The sequence below is a fragment of the Streptomyces sp. 15-116A genome, from assembly GCF_025290915.1.
Lineage (GTDB): Bacteria > Actinomycetota > Actinomycetes > Streptomycetales > Streptomycetaceae > Streptomyces.
Window position 1 is genome coordinate 1 of record NZ_JAOCQE010000161.1, and the last position, 14,552, is coordinate 14,552.

At 71.4% G+C, this 14,552-nt stretch carries 14 protein-coding genes and 1 tRNA gene; 7 read left to right on the forward strand and 8 right to left on the reverse strand.

Annotated elements, in window-relative coordinates; translation table 11 throughout:
• A partial coding sequence (locus N4P33_RS22955) for an MFS transporter (protein ID WP_260828562.1) occupies window positions 1–789 on the forward strand: 789 nt, incomplete at its 5' end.
• Window positions 790–985: 196 nt separating this feature from the next.
• Here N4P33_RS22955 and N4P33_RS22960 read toward each other — a convergent pair.
• The 6 genes from N4P33_RS22960 to N4P33_RS22985 all read right to left on the reverse strand — a co-directional run bounded on the left by N4P33_RS22960 (window position 986) and on the right by N4P33_RS22985 (window position 6,729).
• Complete coding sequence (locus N4P33_RS22960; protein ID WP_260828577.1) at window positions 986–2,629, reverse strand: long-chain fatty acid--CoA ligase; 1,644 nt, start codon at window positions 2,627–2,629, stop codon at window positions 986–988.
• Window positions 2,630–2,764: 135 nt separating this feature from the next.
• Window positions 2,765–3,325: a SigE family RNA polymerase sigma factor gene (locus N4P33_RS22965; RefSeq protein WP_260828564.1), complete on the reverse strand. Its 561-nt coding sequence runs from the start codon at window positions 3,323–3,325 to the stop codon at window positions 2,765–2,767.
• 214 nt (window positions 3,326–3,539) lie between these two features.
• Window positions 3,540–4,706, reverse strand: coding sequence for a lipid-transfer protein (locus tag N4P33_RS22970; RefSeq protein ID WP_260828565.1), 1,167 nt, complete (start codon window positions 4,704–4,706; stop codon window positions 3,540–3,542).
• Entirely contained in the window at window positions 4,703–5,146 is a 444-nt protein-coding gene (locus N4P33_RS22975) for a MaoC family dehydratase (protein WP_260828566.1), read from the reverse strand. The genes N4P33_RS22970 and N4P33_RS22975 overlap by 4 nt, the downstream gene beginning before the upstream one ends.
• Window positions 5,143–6,105, reverse strand: coding sequence for a bifunctional MaoC family dehydratase N-terminal/OB-fold nucleic acid binding domain-containing protein (locus N4P33_RS22980; RefSeq protein ID WP_260828567.1), 963 nt, complete (start codon window positions 6,103–6,105; stop codon window positions 5,143–5,145). Before N4P33_RS22980 ends, N4P33_RS22975 begins: the two co-directional genes overlap by 4 nt.
• 297 nt (window positions 6,106–6,402) lie before the next feature.
• On the reverse strand, window positions 6,403–6,729 hold the full coding sequence (locus N4P33_RS22985; protein ID WP_260828568.1) for a hypothetical protein: 327 nt from the start codon (window positions 6,727–6,729) through the stop codon (window positions 6,403–6,405).
• 368 nt (window positions 6,730–7,097) lie between these two features.
• On the opposite strand from N4P33_RS22985, the gene N4P33_RS22990 reads away from it, so the two are divergent.
• From N4P33_RS22990 to N4P33_RS23010, 4 genes are all read left to right on the forward strand, one after another.
• Window positions 7,098–7,970 carry a bifunctional DNA primase/polymerase gene (locus tag N4P33_RS22990; protein WP_260828569.1) on the forward strand — a complete coding sequence of 291 codons (873 nt, stop codon included), beginning with the start codon at window positions 7,098–7,100 and terminating at the stop codon, window positions 7,968–7,970.
• Between the two features lie 588 nt (window positions 7,971–8,558).
• Entirely contained in the window at window positions 8,559–9,692 is a 1,134-nt protein-coding gene (locus N4P33_RS23000; protein ID WP_260828570.1) for a type III polyketide synthase, read from the forward strand.
• A complete protein-coding gene (locus N4P33_RS23005) occupies window positions 9,689–10,222 on the forward strand; it encodes a MaoC family dehydratase (RefSeq protein ID WP_260828571.1) in 534 nt (177 codons plus the stop codon). Before N4P33_RS23000 ends, N4P33_RS23005 begins: the two co-directional genes overlap by 4 nt.
• 256 nt (window positions 10,223–10,478) lie before the next feature.
• Complete coding sequence (locus tag N4P33_RS23010; protein ID WP_260828572.1) at window positions 10,479–10,805, forward strand: hypothetical protein; 327 nt, start codon at window positions 10,479–10,481, stop codon at window positions 10,803–10,805.
• Between the two features lie 68 nt (window positions 10,806–10,873).
• Here N4P33_RS23010 and N4P33_RS23015 read toward each other — a convergent pair.
• Window positions 10,874–10,960: transfer RNA gene (locus N4P33_RS23015), tRNA-Ser, on the reverse strand.
• A 64-nt stretch (window positions 10,961–11,024) separates the two neighbouring features.
• The gene (locus tag N4P33_RS23020) at window positions 11,025–12,542 is read right to left on the reverse strand and encodes a S1C family serine protease (RefSeq protein ID WP_260828573.1); all 1,518 of its coding nucleotides are present in this window, start codon (window positions 12,540–12,542) and stop codon (window positions 11,025–11,027) included.
• 309 nt (window positions 12,543–12,851) lie between these two features.
• On the opposite strand from N4P33_RS23020, the gene N4P33_RS23025 reads away from it, so the two are divergent.
• Both N4P33_RS23025 and N4P33_RS23030 read left to right on the forward strand, forming a co-directional pair.
• Window positions 12,852–13,679, forward strand: coding sequence for a glycerophosphodiester phosphodiesterase (locus N4P33_RS23025; protein WP_260828574.1), 828 nt, complete (start codon window positions 12,852–12,854; stop codon window positions 13,677–13,679).
• A gap of 232 nt (window positions 13,680–13,911) precedes the next feature.
• A complete protein-coding gene (locus N4P33_RS23030) occupies window positions 13,912–14,463 on the forward strand; it encodes an ATP-binding protein (RefSeq protein WP_260828575.1) in 552 nt (183 codons plus the stop codon).
• The last annotated feature ends 89 nt before the right edge of the window (window positions 14,464–14,552 follow it).

The following is a 14,552-nucleotide window of genomic DNA, read 5'->3' on the forward strand; positions in this document are numbered from 1 at the left end:
CCCGCCGCCCGCCGGGCCCGCCATGTCGCGGCCGTGGTCGCCGGGCTGTTCACCGGCATCGTCGCGGCCCGCGTCCTCGGCGGCCTCGCCGGGCAGGCGTACGGCTGGCGGTGGGTGTTCGCCGGCGCCGCCGTCCTCACCCTCGTCCTCGGCCTGGCCACGGCCCTCGTCCTGCCGTCGGAGCGGCGCCGCCGGGACGGCTCGCTGTTCGGCGGCATCGCCGCGCTGCCCGGACTGCTGCGCCGCTCGCCCGACCTGTGGCGCGCGTCCGTGCGCCAGGCGGGGATGTTCGGCGCCTGGAGCGCCCTGTGGACGACACTCACCCTGCTGCTGACCGGTCCGGCCTACGACCTGTCCACCGCCACCGCCGGGCTCTTCGGCCTCTTCGGGCTCGCGGCGAGCGCGGTGGCACCGCTGGCGGGCGGGCTGGTGGACCGTTTCGGCGCCGCCAGGGTCGTACGCGGCGCCTTTCTGCTCGCGGCGGTCTCCGTGCCGCTGTTCTGGCTGGGCGGGCAGGTCATCTGGGCGCTGTTCGTCGCCGCGGTCGCGATCCACGCGGCGCTCGTCACCTCGCACGTCGCCAACCAGACCCTCGCCCTGACCACCACCTCCAGCCCCGCCACCGCCAACACCGCCTACGTCGTCTCCGGCTTCGCCGGCGGCGCCACCGCCTCGGCCCTCGCGGGCACCGCCTTCACCCACGCGGGCTGGACGGGCGTCTCCGCGGTGGCGGCGGCGTCGCTGGCGCTGGGGTGGGGGAGCACGGCGGTGCGGCGACGGGGGAGGTGAGCGCGGGGGCGTGGGCGCGGCGCGTGCGGGGTGGTGTGGTGTGACCGTACGCCGATGAAGACGCCGGGGTCCGCCGGGCGGCCCACGACGGCGCACGCCGGGCGCCGGACGGGGACGAGCCCCGGCCGCCGCGCCCGGCGTGCACGTGAACGATCAACCGGCGTACCGGCGTTCTGATGTAACCGCCGTACCGGCGTCAGAGCTGGGTGACGTCCAGCTCCCCTTCCGCGTACTGCCTGCGCAGGACCTTCTTGTCGAACTTGCCCACGCTCGTCTTCGGCACCGACTCGATCACCGTCCAGCGCTCCGGCAGCTGCCACTTTGCGATCTTGCGGTCGTCGGCGAGGAAGGCGCGCAGGGTGGTGAAGTCGGCGCCGGTGCCCTCCTTGAGGACCACCGTGGCCAGCGGGCGCTCGCCCCACTTCTCGTCCGGGACCGCGACGACGGCGGCCTCGGCCACGTCCGGGTGGGCCATCAGCGCGTTCTCCAGCTCGACGGAGGAGATCCACTCACCGCCGGACTTGATGACGTCCTTGGCGCGGTCGGTGAGGGTGAGGAAACCGTCCGGGCTGATGGTGCCCACGTCGCCGGTCTTCAGCCAGCCGTCCTCGCTGAACTTGTCGGCGGGGCGCAGCGGTTCGGCGTCGGGGCCGTTGTAGTAGGCGCCGGCGATCCACGGGCCGCGCACCTCCAGCTCGCCCGCGGACTCGCCGTCCCAGGGCAGCCGCTCGCCGCCGGGGCCGGTGAGCCGGGCCTCGACGCCGGCCGGGAAGCGGCCCTGCGTCAGCCGGTAGGCGAACTCCTCGTCGGTGCCGACGGCCTGCGCCGGCGGGCGGGCGATGGTGCCGAGCGGGGAGGTCTCCGTCATGCCCCACGCGTGGCAGACCCGCATGCCGAGCTTGTCGAACGCCTCCATCAGCGACGGCGGACAGGCCGAGCCGCCGATCGTGACCTGGGTGAGGGAGGAGACGTCCCGGGGGCGGGCGGTGAGCTCGGCGAGCAGGCCCTGCCAGATGGTGGGGACGGCGGCGGCGTGGGTCGGCTTCTCGCCCTCGATCATCTCGGCGAGCGGCGCGGGCTGCAGGAAGCGGTCCGGCATCAGCATGTTGACGCCGGTCATGAAGGTGGCGTGCGGCAGGCCCCACGCGTTGACGTGGAACTGCGGGACCACCACCAGCGACGTGTCCTCGTCGGTGAGGCCCATCGACTGGGCCATGTTGACCTGCATCGAGTGCAGGTAGATCGAACGGTGGCTGTACACCACGCCCTTGGGGTCGCCGGTCGTGCCGGAGGTGTAGCACATCGCGGCGGCGGACCGCTCGTCCAGCTCGGGCCAGTCGTAGGCGACCGGCTTTCCGGCGAGCAGCTCCTCGTACTCGTGCACCTGGACGGGAGCCTCCGCGAGCGCGGACCGGTCGCCGGGGCCGGAGACCACGACGTGCTCGACCGTCTTCAGGTGCGGCAGCAGGGGAGCCAGCAGCGGGATCAGCGAGCCGTTGACGATGACCACGCGGTCGGCGGCGTGGTTGACGATCCACGCCAGCTGCTCGGGCGGAAGGCGCAGGTTCAGCGTGTGCAGCACGGCGCCCATGGAGGGGATCGCGAAGTACGCCTCCACGTGCTCCGCGTTGTTCCACATGAGCGTCGCCACGCGCTCGTCGCCGGCCACCTGGAGGTCGTCGCGCAGGGCGTGGGCAAGCTGGGCCGCGCGGGCGCCGATCTCCGCGTAGCTGCGGCGGTGCGGTTCACCCTCGCCGGTCCAGGTGGTCACCAGAGATGTGCCGTGGATCGTCGACCCATGGTTCAGGATCCTCGAGATCAGCAGCGGTACGTCCTGCATGGTGCTCAGCACGGCGTCCTCCTGGGCGACATTGCCTACGCGGCGGTAACGGTTGCGCTGATTCTGCGCACATACCGCTCGGTATGTCACTAGGGGAGCGGATGATCGATCACGCCCACAGGACGACGTTTCTCATCAGGACCGAACAATCCCCAGCTCAGGGTCCTCGCGCAGCTTGCCCAGGGCCCGCGACACCGCCGACTTCACCGTGCCCACCGACACTCCGAGCACCTCCGCCGTCTGGACCTCACTGAGGTCCTCGTAGTACCGCAGCACGACCATCGCCCGCTGCCGCGCCGGCAGCCGCATGATCGCCCGCCACATCGCGTCGCGCAGCGCCTGCTGCTCGGCCGGATCGTCGCCGCCCGGCAGCAGCTCCGGCTCGGGCACCTCGTCGCAGGCGAACTCGTCCACCTTGCGCTTGCGCCACTGCGACGTGCGCGTGTTCACCAGCGCCCGGCGCACATAGCCGTCCAGCGCGCGGTGGTCCTGTATCCGCTCCCAGGCGACGTACGTCTTGGTGAGCGCGGTCTGCAGCAGGTCTTCCGCGTCGCTCGGATTCCCGGTCAGGGACCGGGCGGTACGCAGAAGCACCGGCTGGCGGGCCCTCATGTACGACGCGAACGACGGGTACGGGAGGGTCTGCGTCGCTGGAGCAGCGGCGTTCGAAGCGCTGGTGCAGACGGGTGTGGTCATGGCTCAACGCTATGAGCGAGGGCGGGTCCGGCGGATCGCCCGCAGGTCCCGAAGCCACGTCCCCCTCAGGTTGTAGGGGTGGGGCCTGCTGCACCTCCTCTGGGTGGACTGGAGGGGGAGGGGCCGTGCGGGTTCACCCCTGGGGGAAGGGCCGGACCCAGGGTCCCTGCCGTCCGTCCTCCGGGAGCCCTCCCACCGTGCACGGCCAGCATCCTCATCCGTCCGCGGCGAGGATCACCCCCGAGGTCGGCACCCCCGTTCCCGCCGTCACCAGCACCCTTTCCGCACCCGGCACCGGATTCGCCGCCGTCCCGCGTATCTGCCGTACCGCCTCCGCCAGTCCGTTCATCCCGTGCAGATACGCCTCCCCCAACTGTCCGCCATGGGTGTTGAGCGGCAACCGCTCCTCGGCCACGAAGTCCGCCGCCTCCCCCGGTGCGCAGAAACCGAACTCCTCCAGCTGCATCAGCACGAACGGAGTGAAGTGGTCGTACAGGATCCCCACATCCACCTCCGCCGGGGTCAGCCCCGAGCTCCGCCACAGCTGCCCGGCCACCACTCCCATCTCCGGCAGCCCCGCGAGATCGTCCCGGTAGAAGCTCGTCATCTGCTCCTGCGCCCGCCCCGCTCCCTGGGCCGCCGCCACCACGACGGCCGGCGGACGGGGCAGGTCCCGGGCCCGCTCCACCGAGGTGACCACGAGCGCCTGACCGCCGTCGGTCTCCTGGCAGCAGTCCAGCAGCCGCAGCGGCTCGGCTATCCAGCGCGAGGCGGCGTGGTCGGCGAGCGTGATGGGCCGGCCGTGGAAGTACGCCGCCGGGTTCGTCGCCGCGTACTTCCGGTCCACCACGGCCACCTGACCGAACGCCTCCGGTGTCAGCCCGAACGTGTGCAGGTACCGCTGTGCCGCCATCGCCACCCACGAGGCCGGCGTGAGCAACCCGGCCGGCAGCACCCAGCCGAGCGCCACCCCCTCCGCCGAGGGCTCCCGGTGCCACACCCCCGAACCGAAGCGGCGGCCCGACCGCTCGTTGAACGCCCGGTAGCAGACGACCACCTCCGCCACCCCCGTCGCCACCGCGAGGGCCGCCTGCTGGACCGTGGCGCAGGCCGCGCCGCCGCCGTAGTGCACGCGAGAGAAGAAGGACAGCTCGCCGATGCCGGCCGCCTGGGCCACCGTGATCTCCGGGCTGGTGTCCATGGTGAACGTGACCATCCCGTCCACGTCCGCCGGCGTCAGCCCCGCGTCCTCCAGCGCGGCCCGCACCGCCTCCACCGCCAGCCGCAACTCGCTGCGCCCCGAGTCCTTGGAGAACTCCGTGGCCCCGATACCGACGATCGCCGCGCGCCCGCCGAGGGTGTCCCGTGCGCGGAGACTCATGCCGCCTCCATCTCCGGTGGCCGGCCGCTCTCGCCCGTGAGCGCGACCGTCACCGTCCCGGTGACATGCCTGCCGATGCCGTTCGTCCCGACGACCCGGACCGTCACGGTGTCTCCGTCGCGTTCTTCGATCGTGCCCGTCAGCAGCATCGTGTCGCCCGGGTGGTTGGGTGCGCCCAGCCGTATGGCGACGCGGCGCAGCATCGCCGCCGGGCCGAAGTGGTCGGTGATGTAGCGGCCGACCAGGCCGTTGGTGGTCAGGATGTTCATGAAGATGTCGGGGGAGCCCTTCCGCCGGGCCGCCTCGGGATCGTGGTGCACGTCCTGGAAGTCGCGGGAGGCGATCGCGCCGGCCACGATCAGGGTGCGGGTGACGGGGATCTCCAGCGGGGGGAGGCGCTCCCCTACGCCAGGCACGGGACGGCTGTCTGCGTGGGTCATTCCCTCACCCCCCGGAACACGGGCAGCACCAACTCCTCGTCGTACCGCCGGAACTCCAGCCGCACCGGCATCCCGATGCGCACCTTGTCGTACGGCACCCCGACCACGTTGCCGATGATCCGCACGCCCTCCGCCAGTTCGATCAGCCCCACGGCGTACGGCGGGTCGAAGGCCGCGAAGGGCGGGTGGTGCATGACCACGTAGGAGTAGACCGTGCCCTCGCCCGCCGCCTCCACCGTGTCCCACTCCATCGAGCCGCACCCGTTGCACCCGGGCAGCCAGGGAAAGCGCAGGGTTCCGCAGCCGGTGCAGCGCTGGATCAGCAGCCGGTGCCGGGCCACGCCTTCCCAGAATCCGGCGTTGTCCCGGTTCACGACCGGCCGCGGGCGCCGCTCGGCCTCAGCGGGTGGCGGACCCCGCCGGTCCGGCGGACTGCTGCGTGCGGGCGCGTACTTGAGGATGCGGAAGCGATGCGTGCCGACGAGGTCGCCGTCGGCGCGGACGTCCATGCGCGTCGTGACGAAATAGCCCGTGCCGAGCTTGGTGGTCTTGCGGTCGGAGACCGACTCGATCACCGCGTCGAAGGTGACCTCGTCCCCCGGGCGCAGGGGGCGGACGTACTCCTGCTCGCAGTCGGTGGCCACGACCGCCGTGCAGCCCGCTTCGTCGAGCAGGGAGAGCAGTTCGTCGAAGGCCTCCGTGCGCCCCGCGTGCCCGGTGAGGCCGCCCATGGTCCACACCTGGAGCATGGCGGGCGGCGCGATCGCCTCCGGCCCTGCGTACGCCGGGTTGGTGTCGCCCATCGCCTCGCACCAGTGCCGGATCATCGGCTCGTTGACGGGATCCAGGCCCCTGCCGCCCCGCACGGCCGGCCGTCCCTCGTACGCCTTCAGCCGGGCCCCGAGGTCCTCGCCCGTACCCCGGTTCCGCTCCTCACGCGCCACCGCTTTCCCGCTCACGCGGACCCCCTCGTCGTACCACCGTCGCCTCATCGCGACGCCCGTGTCCGTCCTGACACTTCTGGTACACCGCACCCGCCCGTCGGGTTCCCACATCCGCGGCGGCAATTTTCCGAGCACACTCGCCGCAGCACCCGCACGTATCTGACTGCTCGTCAGATTCCATCCCCGCCCCCGAACTGTCAAGGTGACCGCCCCCGAAAGGCCTGCGCGGCGGCACCGAAGCACCGCCGCGCAGACGCCTTGCACCCCACGAAGCACACCCACAGACCGTCAGAGGGCCGAAGCCCTCTCACCTCACCACCACAGCGGGGAGAAGCTGACGGCCACGTTGTCGTTGCCCTGGCTGACGGCCGTGAACGCCGAGCCGTTGACCTGGGCGGTGTTGCTCTGGTTCGAGGCGCCGGAGCCGACGGCCTGCTGGTTGGTGGTCGACGAGTTGCCGAAGTTGTCGCCGCCGACGCCGCTGCCGAGGACACCCGCGTCGGCGGTCGCCGCCGTCGCGTTGGATCCGTCGTCCGCGAAGGCCCCGTTGTCCGCCGTCGCGACGCCGGTGAACAGGGCGGCCGCGAGCGGAAGCGCGGAGACGGCGGCGATGACGCGGGCGGTACGGATGCTTGCCATGTTGTGTTCCCTCCAGAACCAAGGACGCACCGGCTCTTGGCCGTGTGTGCGTGAATTGCGTGAAGTACGGCTCTCACCAGGGAGGTTGGCCGACCGCCCCGGTGCTGTGCACGACGTCGCGTGATCAGAGTTGCCCACCGAATCCCCGGCGAACCACCCCGGAAGCCGCTCTTCGCACGCAAGCGTGACGACTAGTCGATAAACCCCTTCACGCCTCTTGAGTCACAGATCACGTGTGACGGACACCCCGACCGCCAAGCCGCGCAAGGGACGAAGCGTTACGGCACAGGACGCCGGGCCCGCAACCGCCTGGCGTGTCGCCCCGGCTCCCCCTTTCCTTTTTCGAACGTACGTACGAACATAGAGGCATGGCCACCACCGACCGGCAGGCCACGACGCTGGCCCTCGCACACGCCCTGTCAGCCGCCGAACGCGGACTGGCCGTCATCCCCCTGTCCCGGACGAAACTCCCGGCCCTGCGCTCCCCCCATCGCGACGACCCCGACCCGGTGCGACCGCCCTGCCACGGCGAGTGCGGCCGCTTCGGCCACGGTGTCTACGACGCCTCCCCCGACCCCGCCCGCATCCGCGCGATGTTCGCCGCCGCCCCCAGGGCCACCGGCTACGGCATCGCCTGCGGCCTTCCCCCGCACCACCTCATCGGCATCGACCTGGACACCAAGAACGGAACGGATTCCTCCGCGGCACTGCGCGAACTGGCCCTGCGGCACCTGTTCACGATCCCCGCCACGGTCGTCGTCCTGACCCCGAGCGGCGGCCGCCACCTGTGGCTCAGCGGCCCGCCGGACGTCGTCGTCCCCAACTCCGCGGGCCGCCTCGCGCCCGGCATCGACATCCGGGGCGCCGGCGGCTACCTCGTCGGCCCCGGGTCCCGTACCGAACACGGCACGTACACCGCCGCACCGGGCACCGCCCACCTCGCCCCCGCCGCCTGCCCGCCCGCCCTTCTGCGCCTCCTCCTGCCGCCGCCGCGCGCCCACCACCCGACGCCCGCATCGGCCGGCGGACACGGCCAGGGCCTCGTCCAGTTCGTCCTCGCCGCGCACGAGGGGCAGCGCAACACCCGTCTGTTCTGGGCGGCCTGCCGTGCCTACGAGGACGGCATCGGCCCCGCCCTGGCGGACGCCCTCGTCGAGGCGGCCCTCGACACGGGCCTGTCCGAACGCGAGGCCCGCGCGACGATCGCCTCGGCGGCACGGATGACGGGGCATCGCCCCTGAGTGACACCGTTCGCCCGCCGGCAGCACGAACCGGAAACACGCGCCGGAAACACGCGCCGCTCGAAACGCCGAAAGAGCCCGATGCACCACCGCCCCCGAGTGCCGGCCATGTCACTCGCCCGTCTCGTCCTCGCCTCCGGCCGCGCGGTGCACCTCGCCGAGCTGTGCATGTCCTCGGCCTACGGCGGGCCGCTCGAGAGCTACCCCTGCAAGCCGCTCAACGATCACAAGATCCGGTGGCTGCTCCGCTCGGCCGAACAGGCCTGCCCGGGGCCCCGGTGCACCTGGTCCCGCCCCCGCGCGCGATCACGCCCTGTACCGCTCACGTCTGACCGTGGCCTGGTTCCAGCCGACCCTCTGCGCACCGTCTAAGTCCGCCGCGGCGGCCATCCTGCGGGACGTGCCCTGGGAGCGGCTGCCCGCGGACGAGGAGCTGTGACGAGGAGTTCCAGGGACCCGAGCGGCCCACTGTCGTACGTACGCTCCGTGTCCGCCCCCTCGGCGGCTCGTTGATCCACACGGCGTGGGCGACGGGGACGTCATCGGCTGCGTCCTGCGTGTATGCGTCCTTCAGAAGAGGTGGTGTGGATGCCGGTACTGTGCAAGCCCTCGTTGCTCCTGCCCGAGCATGTGGTCTCCCAGGCGGAGACGCTGCGGATGGCGGAGCGGGTCTATGCCGGTCATCCACAGCTGGACGCGGTGCTGCGGATGATCCGCAACACCGGTGTGGAGAAGCGGCATGTGATCCGCCCGGTGGAGGAGACGCTCGCCGAGGTCGGACTCGGGCGCAGGCAGAAGGTGTACGACGCGGCCGTGAGGGAGATGCTGCCGCAGGTCGTGATGGAGGCGCTGGGCCACGCGCGTCTGTCCAGCGCGGACATCGACGCGATCGTCTTCGTCTCCTGCACGGGACTCGCCATGCCGTCGCCCACCGCCTGGATGATCAACGAGCTGGGCTTCTCCTGGTCCACGGCCCAGATCCCCATCGCCCAGCTGGGCTGCGCCGCCGGGGCCGCCGCGATCAACCGGGCCTGTGACTTCGCCCGGGCGCACCAGGGGCATGTCCTCGTGGCGTCCTGCGAGTTCTGTTCCCTGCTGTATCAGCCGGGGGACCACGACCTGGGCAGCCTGCTGAGCAACGGGCTCTTCGGTGATGCGGTCGGGGCGGCGGTGGTGCGCGCGGACCGAACGGATGAGGTGTCCGCTGCTGAGGCGGGCGGCGGGGAACGTGCGGAGCCCGCGGTCTCCGGGCTGCACGTGACCGCGCAGGGTTCGCATGTGCTCCCGGGTACGGAGTCGTGGATCTCGTACGAAGTGACCGACCAGGGCCTGCACTTCCGCCTGGACAAGGGGGTCCCGTCCGCGATGGCCGGCATGGTGCCGCCGCTTCAGACGTTCGTGAAGGAACAGGGACACGATCTGGCCTCCCTCGACCGCTACGCCTTCCACAGCGGCGGGCCGCGCGTGCTGGAGGCGCTGCGCACTCAGGCGGGCGTCACGGACACCGCCCTGCGCGACTCCGTCGAGACGCTGGCCGACCACGGGAACATCGGCTCGGCGGCCCTGCTGGACGCGCTGATCCGCACCTTCGACTCGGACCCGCCGGACGGGGCGACGGTCCTCGCGGCCGGTTTCGGCCCGGGCATCACGATGGAGATGTTCTTCGGCACATGGCACCGCGCCGAAGAAGCCTTCGCCGGGGAAAGCGAGCGGAGCGCATGACGCACGGCAGGTTCTACGACGACTTCGAGCTGGGCGCGGTCTACCAGCACTGGCCGGGCAAGACCGTCACGGAGTACGACCACCATCTGTTCTGCCTGCTGACCATGGTCCGCCACCCGATCCACATGGACCACCGGTTCGCCGAGACCGCCACGGAACACGGCCGCCCTCTGGTCATCAGCTCCTACGTCTTCTCCCTGCTGCTCGGCCTGTCCGAGCCCGACATCGCCGGAGCGGCCCTGGCCCACCGGGGCTTCGGCGAGATCAGACACGAGGCCCCTCTCTTCCACGGCGACACCCTCTACGCCGAGTCGAAGATCCTGGCCAAGGAGAAACCGTCCGACAAGCCGGGCCGGGGCACGGTGGAGGTCGAGACCCGCGGCGTCAACCAGCACGGCACCGAGATCCTCACCTTCACCCGCCGCCTGGAAGTCCCCCTCGGCCACCACCCCCTCACCCAGCCCGGCTCCCACGAGGCCTGGCCCTTCACCGGCGAAACAGCCCGCCGCCTGGCAACCCGAGACACTTAGACCAAGCGAACGGCCCCGACCGACGGCCCGACAGCCGATGCATCGACAAACGACGGAGCGCCGCCGAGTATCTGCCCATGACGGATGACGATCTCGTGGCGGCCGTCCGCGCGTACGCGGCTGACCAGCGCCTGCCTGGCCCGGCCTCTTCGGAGGACGCCGCCGCGTTCGAGCGGCTCGTGGGACACCCGATGCCCGAACTGCTGAGAAGGCTCTACGTCGAAGTCGCCAACGGCGGCTTCGGACCGCAGAGGTCGTGTCCCTCACGGACACGGGCGACTGGTTCAGTGACTGCGAGGACATCACGATGGCGTACCAGGAGCTCGCCGATCCCGAGCGGGGGATCCCACCGGGGATCGTGCCGCTCATGGACCGAGGCTGCGCGATGTGGGCACTCATCGACTTCAAGACGGCGGACGGGCAGATGTGGGACTGGGACCCCAACCTCTGCTGCACGGAGCATGCTCTGGCCCCGCTGGGGCAGTCATTGGCCGGGTGGCTGACCGACTGGTTGAACGGCACCATGCACTTCGGGCCGTACCCGCATCGTGAGTTCTCCGCCAGGAACTGCCCCGCCCGCTGAACCTGCCGTCCATCACAACGGCCCCCGACCACACACTCAGGTCAGGGGCCGTTCACGCTGCTTCACCGCGGAGGCGGTGGGATTTGAACCCACGGTGACATCGCTGCCACGACGGTTTTCAAGACCGTTCCCTTCGGCCGCTCGGGCACGCCTCCCCGCGCCAGGCCGTGATCGGCGGCGCGGGGTCAAGAGTAACGGGTTCGCCGAGGCGCGGGGTCGTCAGTTGTCGCCGACGCGGGCGCCCAGGGTGAGTTCGGTGGTGCGCTCCTTGCCGTCGCGTTCGTAGGTGATCGTGACCTCGTCGCCCGGCTTGTGGGTCCAGATCTCGCCGATCAGGGTGGGGCCGGAGTCGATCACCCGGTCGTCGAGCTTGGTGATCACATCACCGGGCTGCAGACCGGCCTTGTCGGCGGGGCCGCCCGGGTCGACCGGCTCGGAGCCGCCGGCGCCCTGCTCGGTGATCTTCGCGCCGCCCGACGTCTCCTCCAGGGAGACCGACGCGCCGATCTTGGCGTACACCGGCTTGCCCGTCTTGATCAGTTCCTGGGCGACGTACTTGGCCTGGTTGATCGGGATGGCGAAGCCGAGGCCGATCGAGCCGGCCTGGCCCGTGCCGAAGCCGCCGTTGCTGGTGGACTGGATGGCGGAGTTGATGCCGATCACGTTGCCCTGGGCGTCCAGCAGTGGTCCGCCGGAGTTGCCCGGGTTGATGGACGCGTCGGTCTGCAGGGCGCTCATGTACGACGCCTGGCTGCCGGTGCCGTCGCTGGAGGCGACCGGGCGGTTCTTGGCGCTGATGATGCCGGTCGTCACCGTGTTGGACAGGCCGAAGGGCGCACCGATCGCGATGGTCGAGTCGCCGACCGCCACCTCGTCGGAGTTGCCCAGGGTGAGCGGCTTCAGGTCCGACGGGGCGTTCTTGAGCTTGATGACCGCGACGTCGTAGCCCTGTGCGTTGCCGACGACCTCGGCCGCGTACTTCTTGCCGTCCGGGAACGTCGCCGACAGCTTGCCACCGTCGACCGCGTCCGCCACCACGTGGTTGTTGGTGACGATGTGGCCCTGCTTGTCGAAGACGAAGCCCGTGCCGGTGCCGCCCTCGCCGCTGCTGCTCTCGGCCTCGATGGTCACCGTGCTCGGCAGCGCCTTGGCGGCCACCGCGGCGACCGTGCCGGGGTCGCGCTTGACGTTGCCGCCGCTGGTGGAGGCCGAGACGGTCGTCGAGGAGGTGTCGTCGTTGTTCCTGGCCAGCGTGTAGCCGAGGCCGCCGCCCAGGCCGCCCGCGACCAGCGCGGCCACCAGGACCGCCGCGAGCAGACCGCCGCGGCCGCCCTTCTTGGGCGCGGGCGCCGGTGCCGGCTGCTGGTACGAGGAGCCCCAGCCGCCTCCGCCCTGCCCGGAACCACCGTCCGCATGCGCACCGCTGCCCGGCGGCGGAGGCGGCGGCCAGGAGGGGTCGGGAGCGGACGGGGAGCCGGAGGCCGGTCCGGATGCCGTGGGCCCGCCCTGTGCGCCGTGGGCGGAACCGGGGTCGCCCTGCCCGCTGTGCATGCCGGGTGCGCCCTGGTCACCGTGGGCCCCGGGGGCGCCCGGTGGGACGGGAGGCAGGGGTGTCGTCGGGTTGCCCCCGTCCGGAGCCGGGTGCCCCTGGTACGCCGGAGCAGCGGGAGCATCCACCGGCGTGGGCGGTGCGGACGGGGCCGGGGGTACCGCGGTGCCCTCGTTCTCGGTGCTCACAGCTCTTCTCCTCGATCCACGGCTGGTGTAGTCGTTCGCACTCGGTCACGCTCGTTCACGCTGGTCGACGAGTCCGGCGCGCTACAGCTGTGCATGTCTGTCGTGTGCCTCTTTGTATGACGTCAGCATTTCCCACACGCTGTCAGGGCACCATAAGCCGTTCCTGTGGGTCCGGGGCCATTCTTTATATAGGGCATTACTCACCAAAGGTGCGCCACCCCTATGCCTCCGACCGGACGTCCACCGCGTCCCCGCCGCCGAAGCCCGTCCGACCGCACGTCTACCCCCGCGCGGTGGCACCATGACGCGGTGACCCACGCACGACAGCACCTGACCCAAGTCGTCGCTCACCGGGGAGCCTCCGAGGACGCCCCGGAGCACACCCTGGCCGCGTACCGCAAGGCGATCGAGGACGGCGCGGACGCGCTCGAATGCGATGTGCGCCTGACCGCCGACGGTCACTTGGTGTGCGTCCACGACCGTCGCGTCAACCGTACGTCCAACGGCCGCGGCGCGGTCTCCGCGCTGGAGCTCTCCGACCTGGCGGCGCTGGACTTCGGCTCCTGGAAGGCCCGTGACTCGGTGGGCGGCCGGCTCGAGGAGCCCGACTGGGAGCACCGGCCCGAGGACCGGGAGGCCACCTCCGTCCTCACTCTCGAACGGCTGCTGGAACTCGTCGCCGACGCCGGGCGCCGGGTGGAGCTGGCGATCGAGACCAAGCACCCCACGCGGTGGGCGGGGCAGGTGGAGGAGCGACTGCTGCTCCTGCTCAAGCGCTTCGGACTGGACGCGCCCGCGCGCGCGGAGGAGTCGCCGGTGCGCGTGATGAGCTTCTCCGCGCGCTCCCTGCACCGCGTGCGCGCCGCGTCACCGACCCTGCCGACGGTCTACCTCATGCAGTTCGTCTCACCCCGGCTGCGCGACGGACGCCTGCCCACGGGGGTGCGGATCGCGGGCCCCTCGATCCGGATCGTACGCAGTCATCCCGCGTACATCGAGCGCCTCAAGCAGAACGGTCACCAGGTGCATGTGTGGACCGTGAACGACCCCCGGGACGTGGACCTGTGCGTCGGGCTGGGCGTGGACGCCATCATCACCAACCGCCCCCGCGCGGTGCTCGACCAGCTCGGCCGCTGAGCACAGCCGCGACACCGGCCCCGCATGCCTCTTGACCGCGCACCTCGCCCCGGAGCATCCTCACGTCTCGGCCACACCGACGAAATCCAGCCACACGATTACGGGGAGTGCTCCGGCGCGTTCGGTGCGTGTTCGGTCGTATCGAATGCGTCACCACACTGGGATTGGCCGGTTTCCGGTTCAGGCCAATGGGGCATCCACTCCGTGGCGTGGGGCGAAGGAGGTCTCGGGGGTGGCGTTGGTGGTGGCACAGGAGGTGCCCACGTCGTCGAGCATGGCCGTACCCCATGGCCCTGCGGGCGTGGGGCAGGCGCGGCACCGGATGCGCGCGCAGCTGCGTGCCGGCGGGGTGCCGGATTCGGTCATCGACGACGCCGTACTGATCCTTTCCGAGCTTCTGAGCAATGCGTGCAAACACGGTCGCCCACTGGGCGACGCGCCGGCCGGGGACGGTGACGTGCGCGCCGCCTGGCGCGTGGACCAGCAGGGCCGGCTCGTCGTCGAGGTCACGGACGGCGGCGGCCCGACCCGTCCCGCACCGTCCACCCCGTCGGTCACGGCGCACGGCGGCCGCGGGCTGAACATCATCGCCGCCCTGGCCGACGACTGGGGCGTACGCGACGAGGTGCCCGGCGAGGTCACGGTGTGGGTCGTCGTCCACGCCGCGCTGTACGACGGGGCCATGGGCCACCGGCGCGACGACTTCGCCGCCCGGGTCACCGCCCCCGCGGTCTCCGAGATACCCGGCCTCGGCTTCGCGGACGCCTTCGACGATCTCGACTGAGAGCGCACGAAGCGCATCTCCCGGGGCCCATCGAGGAGCGCACACCTCCCCACCGAGGCACGCGGACAAGGGCACCCCCGAGGCCCCCA

Coding starts and splice junctions, on each gene's coding strand:
- N4P33_RS22965 (WP_260828564.1), bottom strand. CDS start 3,325: ATGACCACACCCGTCTGCACCAGCGCTTCGAACGCCGCTGCTCCAGCG.
- N4P33_RS22990 (WP_260828569.1), top strand. CDS start 7,098: ATGGCCACCACCGACCGGCAGGCCACGACGCTGGCCCTCGCACACGCC.
- N4P33_RS23005 (WP_260828571.1), top strand. CDS start 9,689: ATGACGCACGGCAGGTTCTACGACGACTTCGAGCTGGGCGCGGTCTAC.
- N4P33_RS23000 (WP_260828570.1), top strand. CDS start 8,559: ATGCCGGTACTGTGCAAGCCCTCGTTGCTCCTGCCCGAGCATGTGGTC.
- N4P33_RS22985 (WP_260828568.1), bottom strand. CDS start 6,729: ATGGCAAGCATCCGTACCGCCCGCGTCATCGCCGCCGTCTCCGCGCTT.
- N4P33_RS22975 (WP_260828566.1), bottom strand. CDS start 5,146: ATGACCCACGCAGACAGCCGTCCCGTGCCTGGCGTAGGGGAGCGCCTC.
- N4P33_RS22970 (WP_260828565.1), bottom strand. CDS start 4,706: ATGAGTCTCCGCGCACGGGACACCCTCGGCGGGCGCGCGGCGATCGTC.
- N4P33_RS22960 (WP_260828577.1), bottom strand. CDS start 2,629: ATGCAGGACGTACCGCTGCTGATCTCGAGGATCCTGAACCATGGGTCG.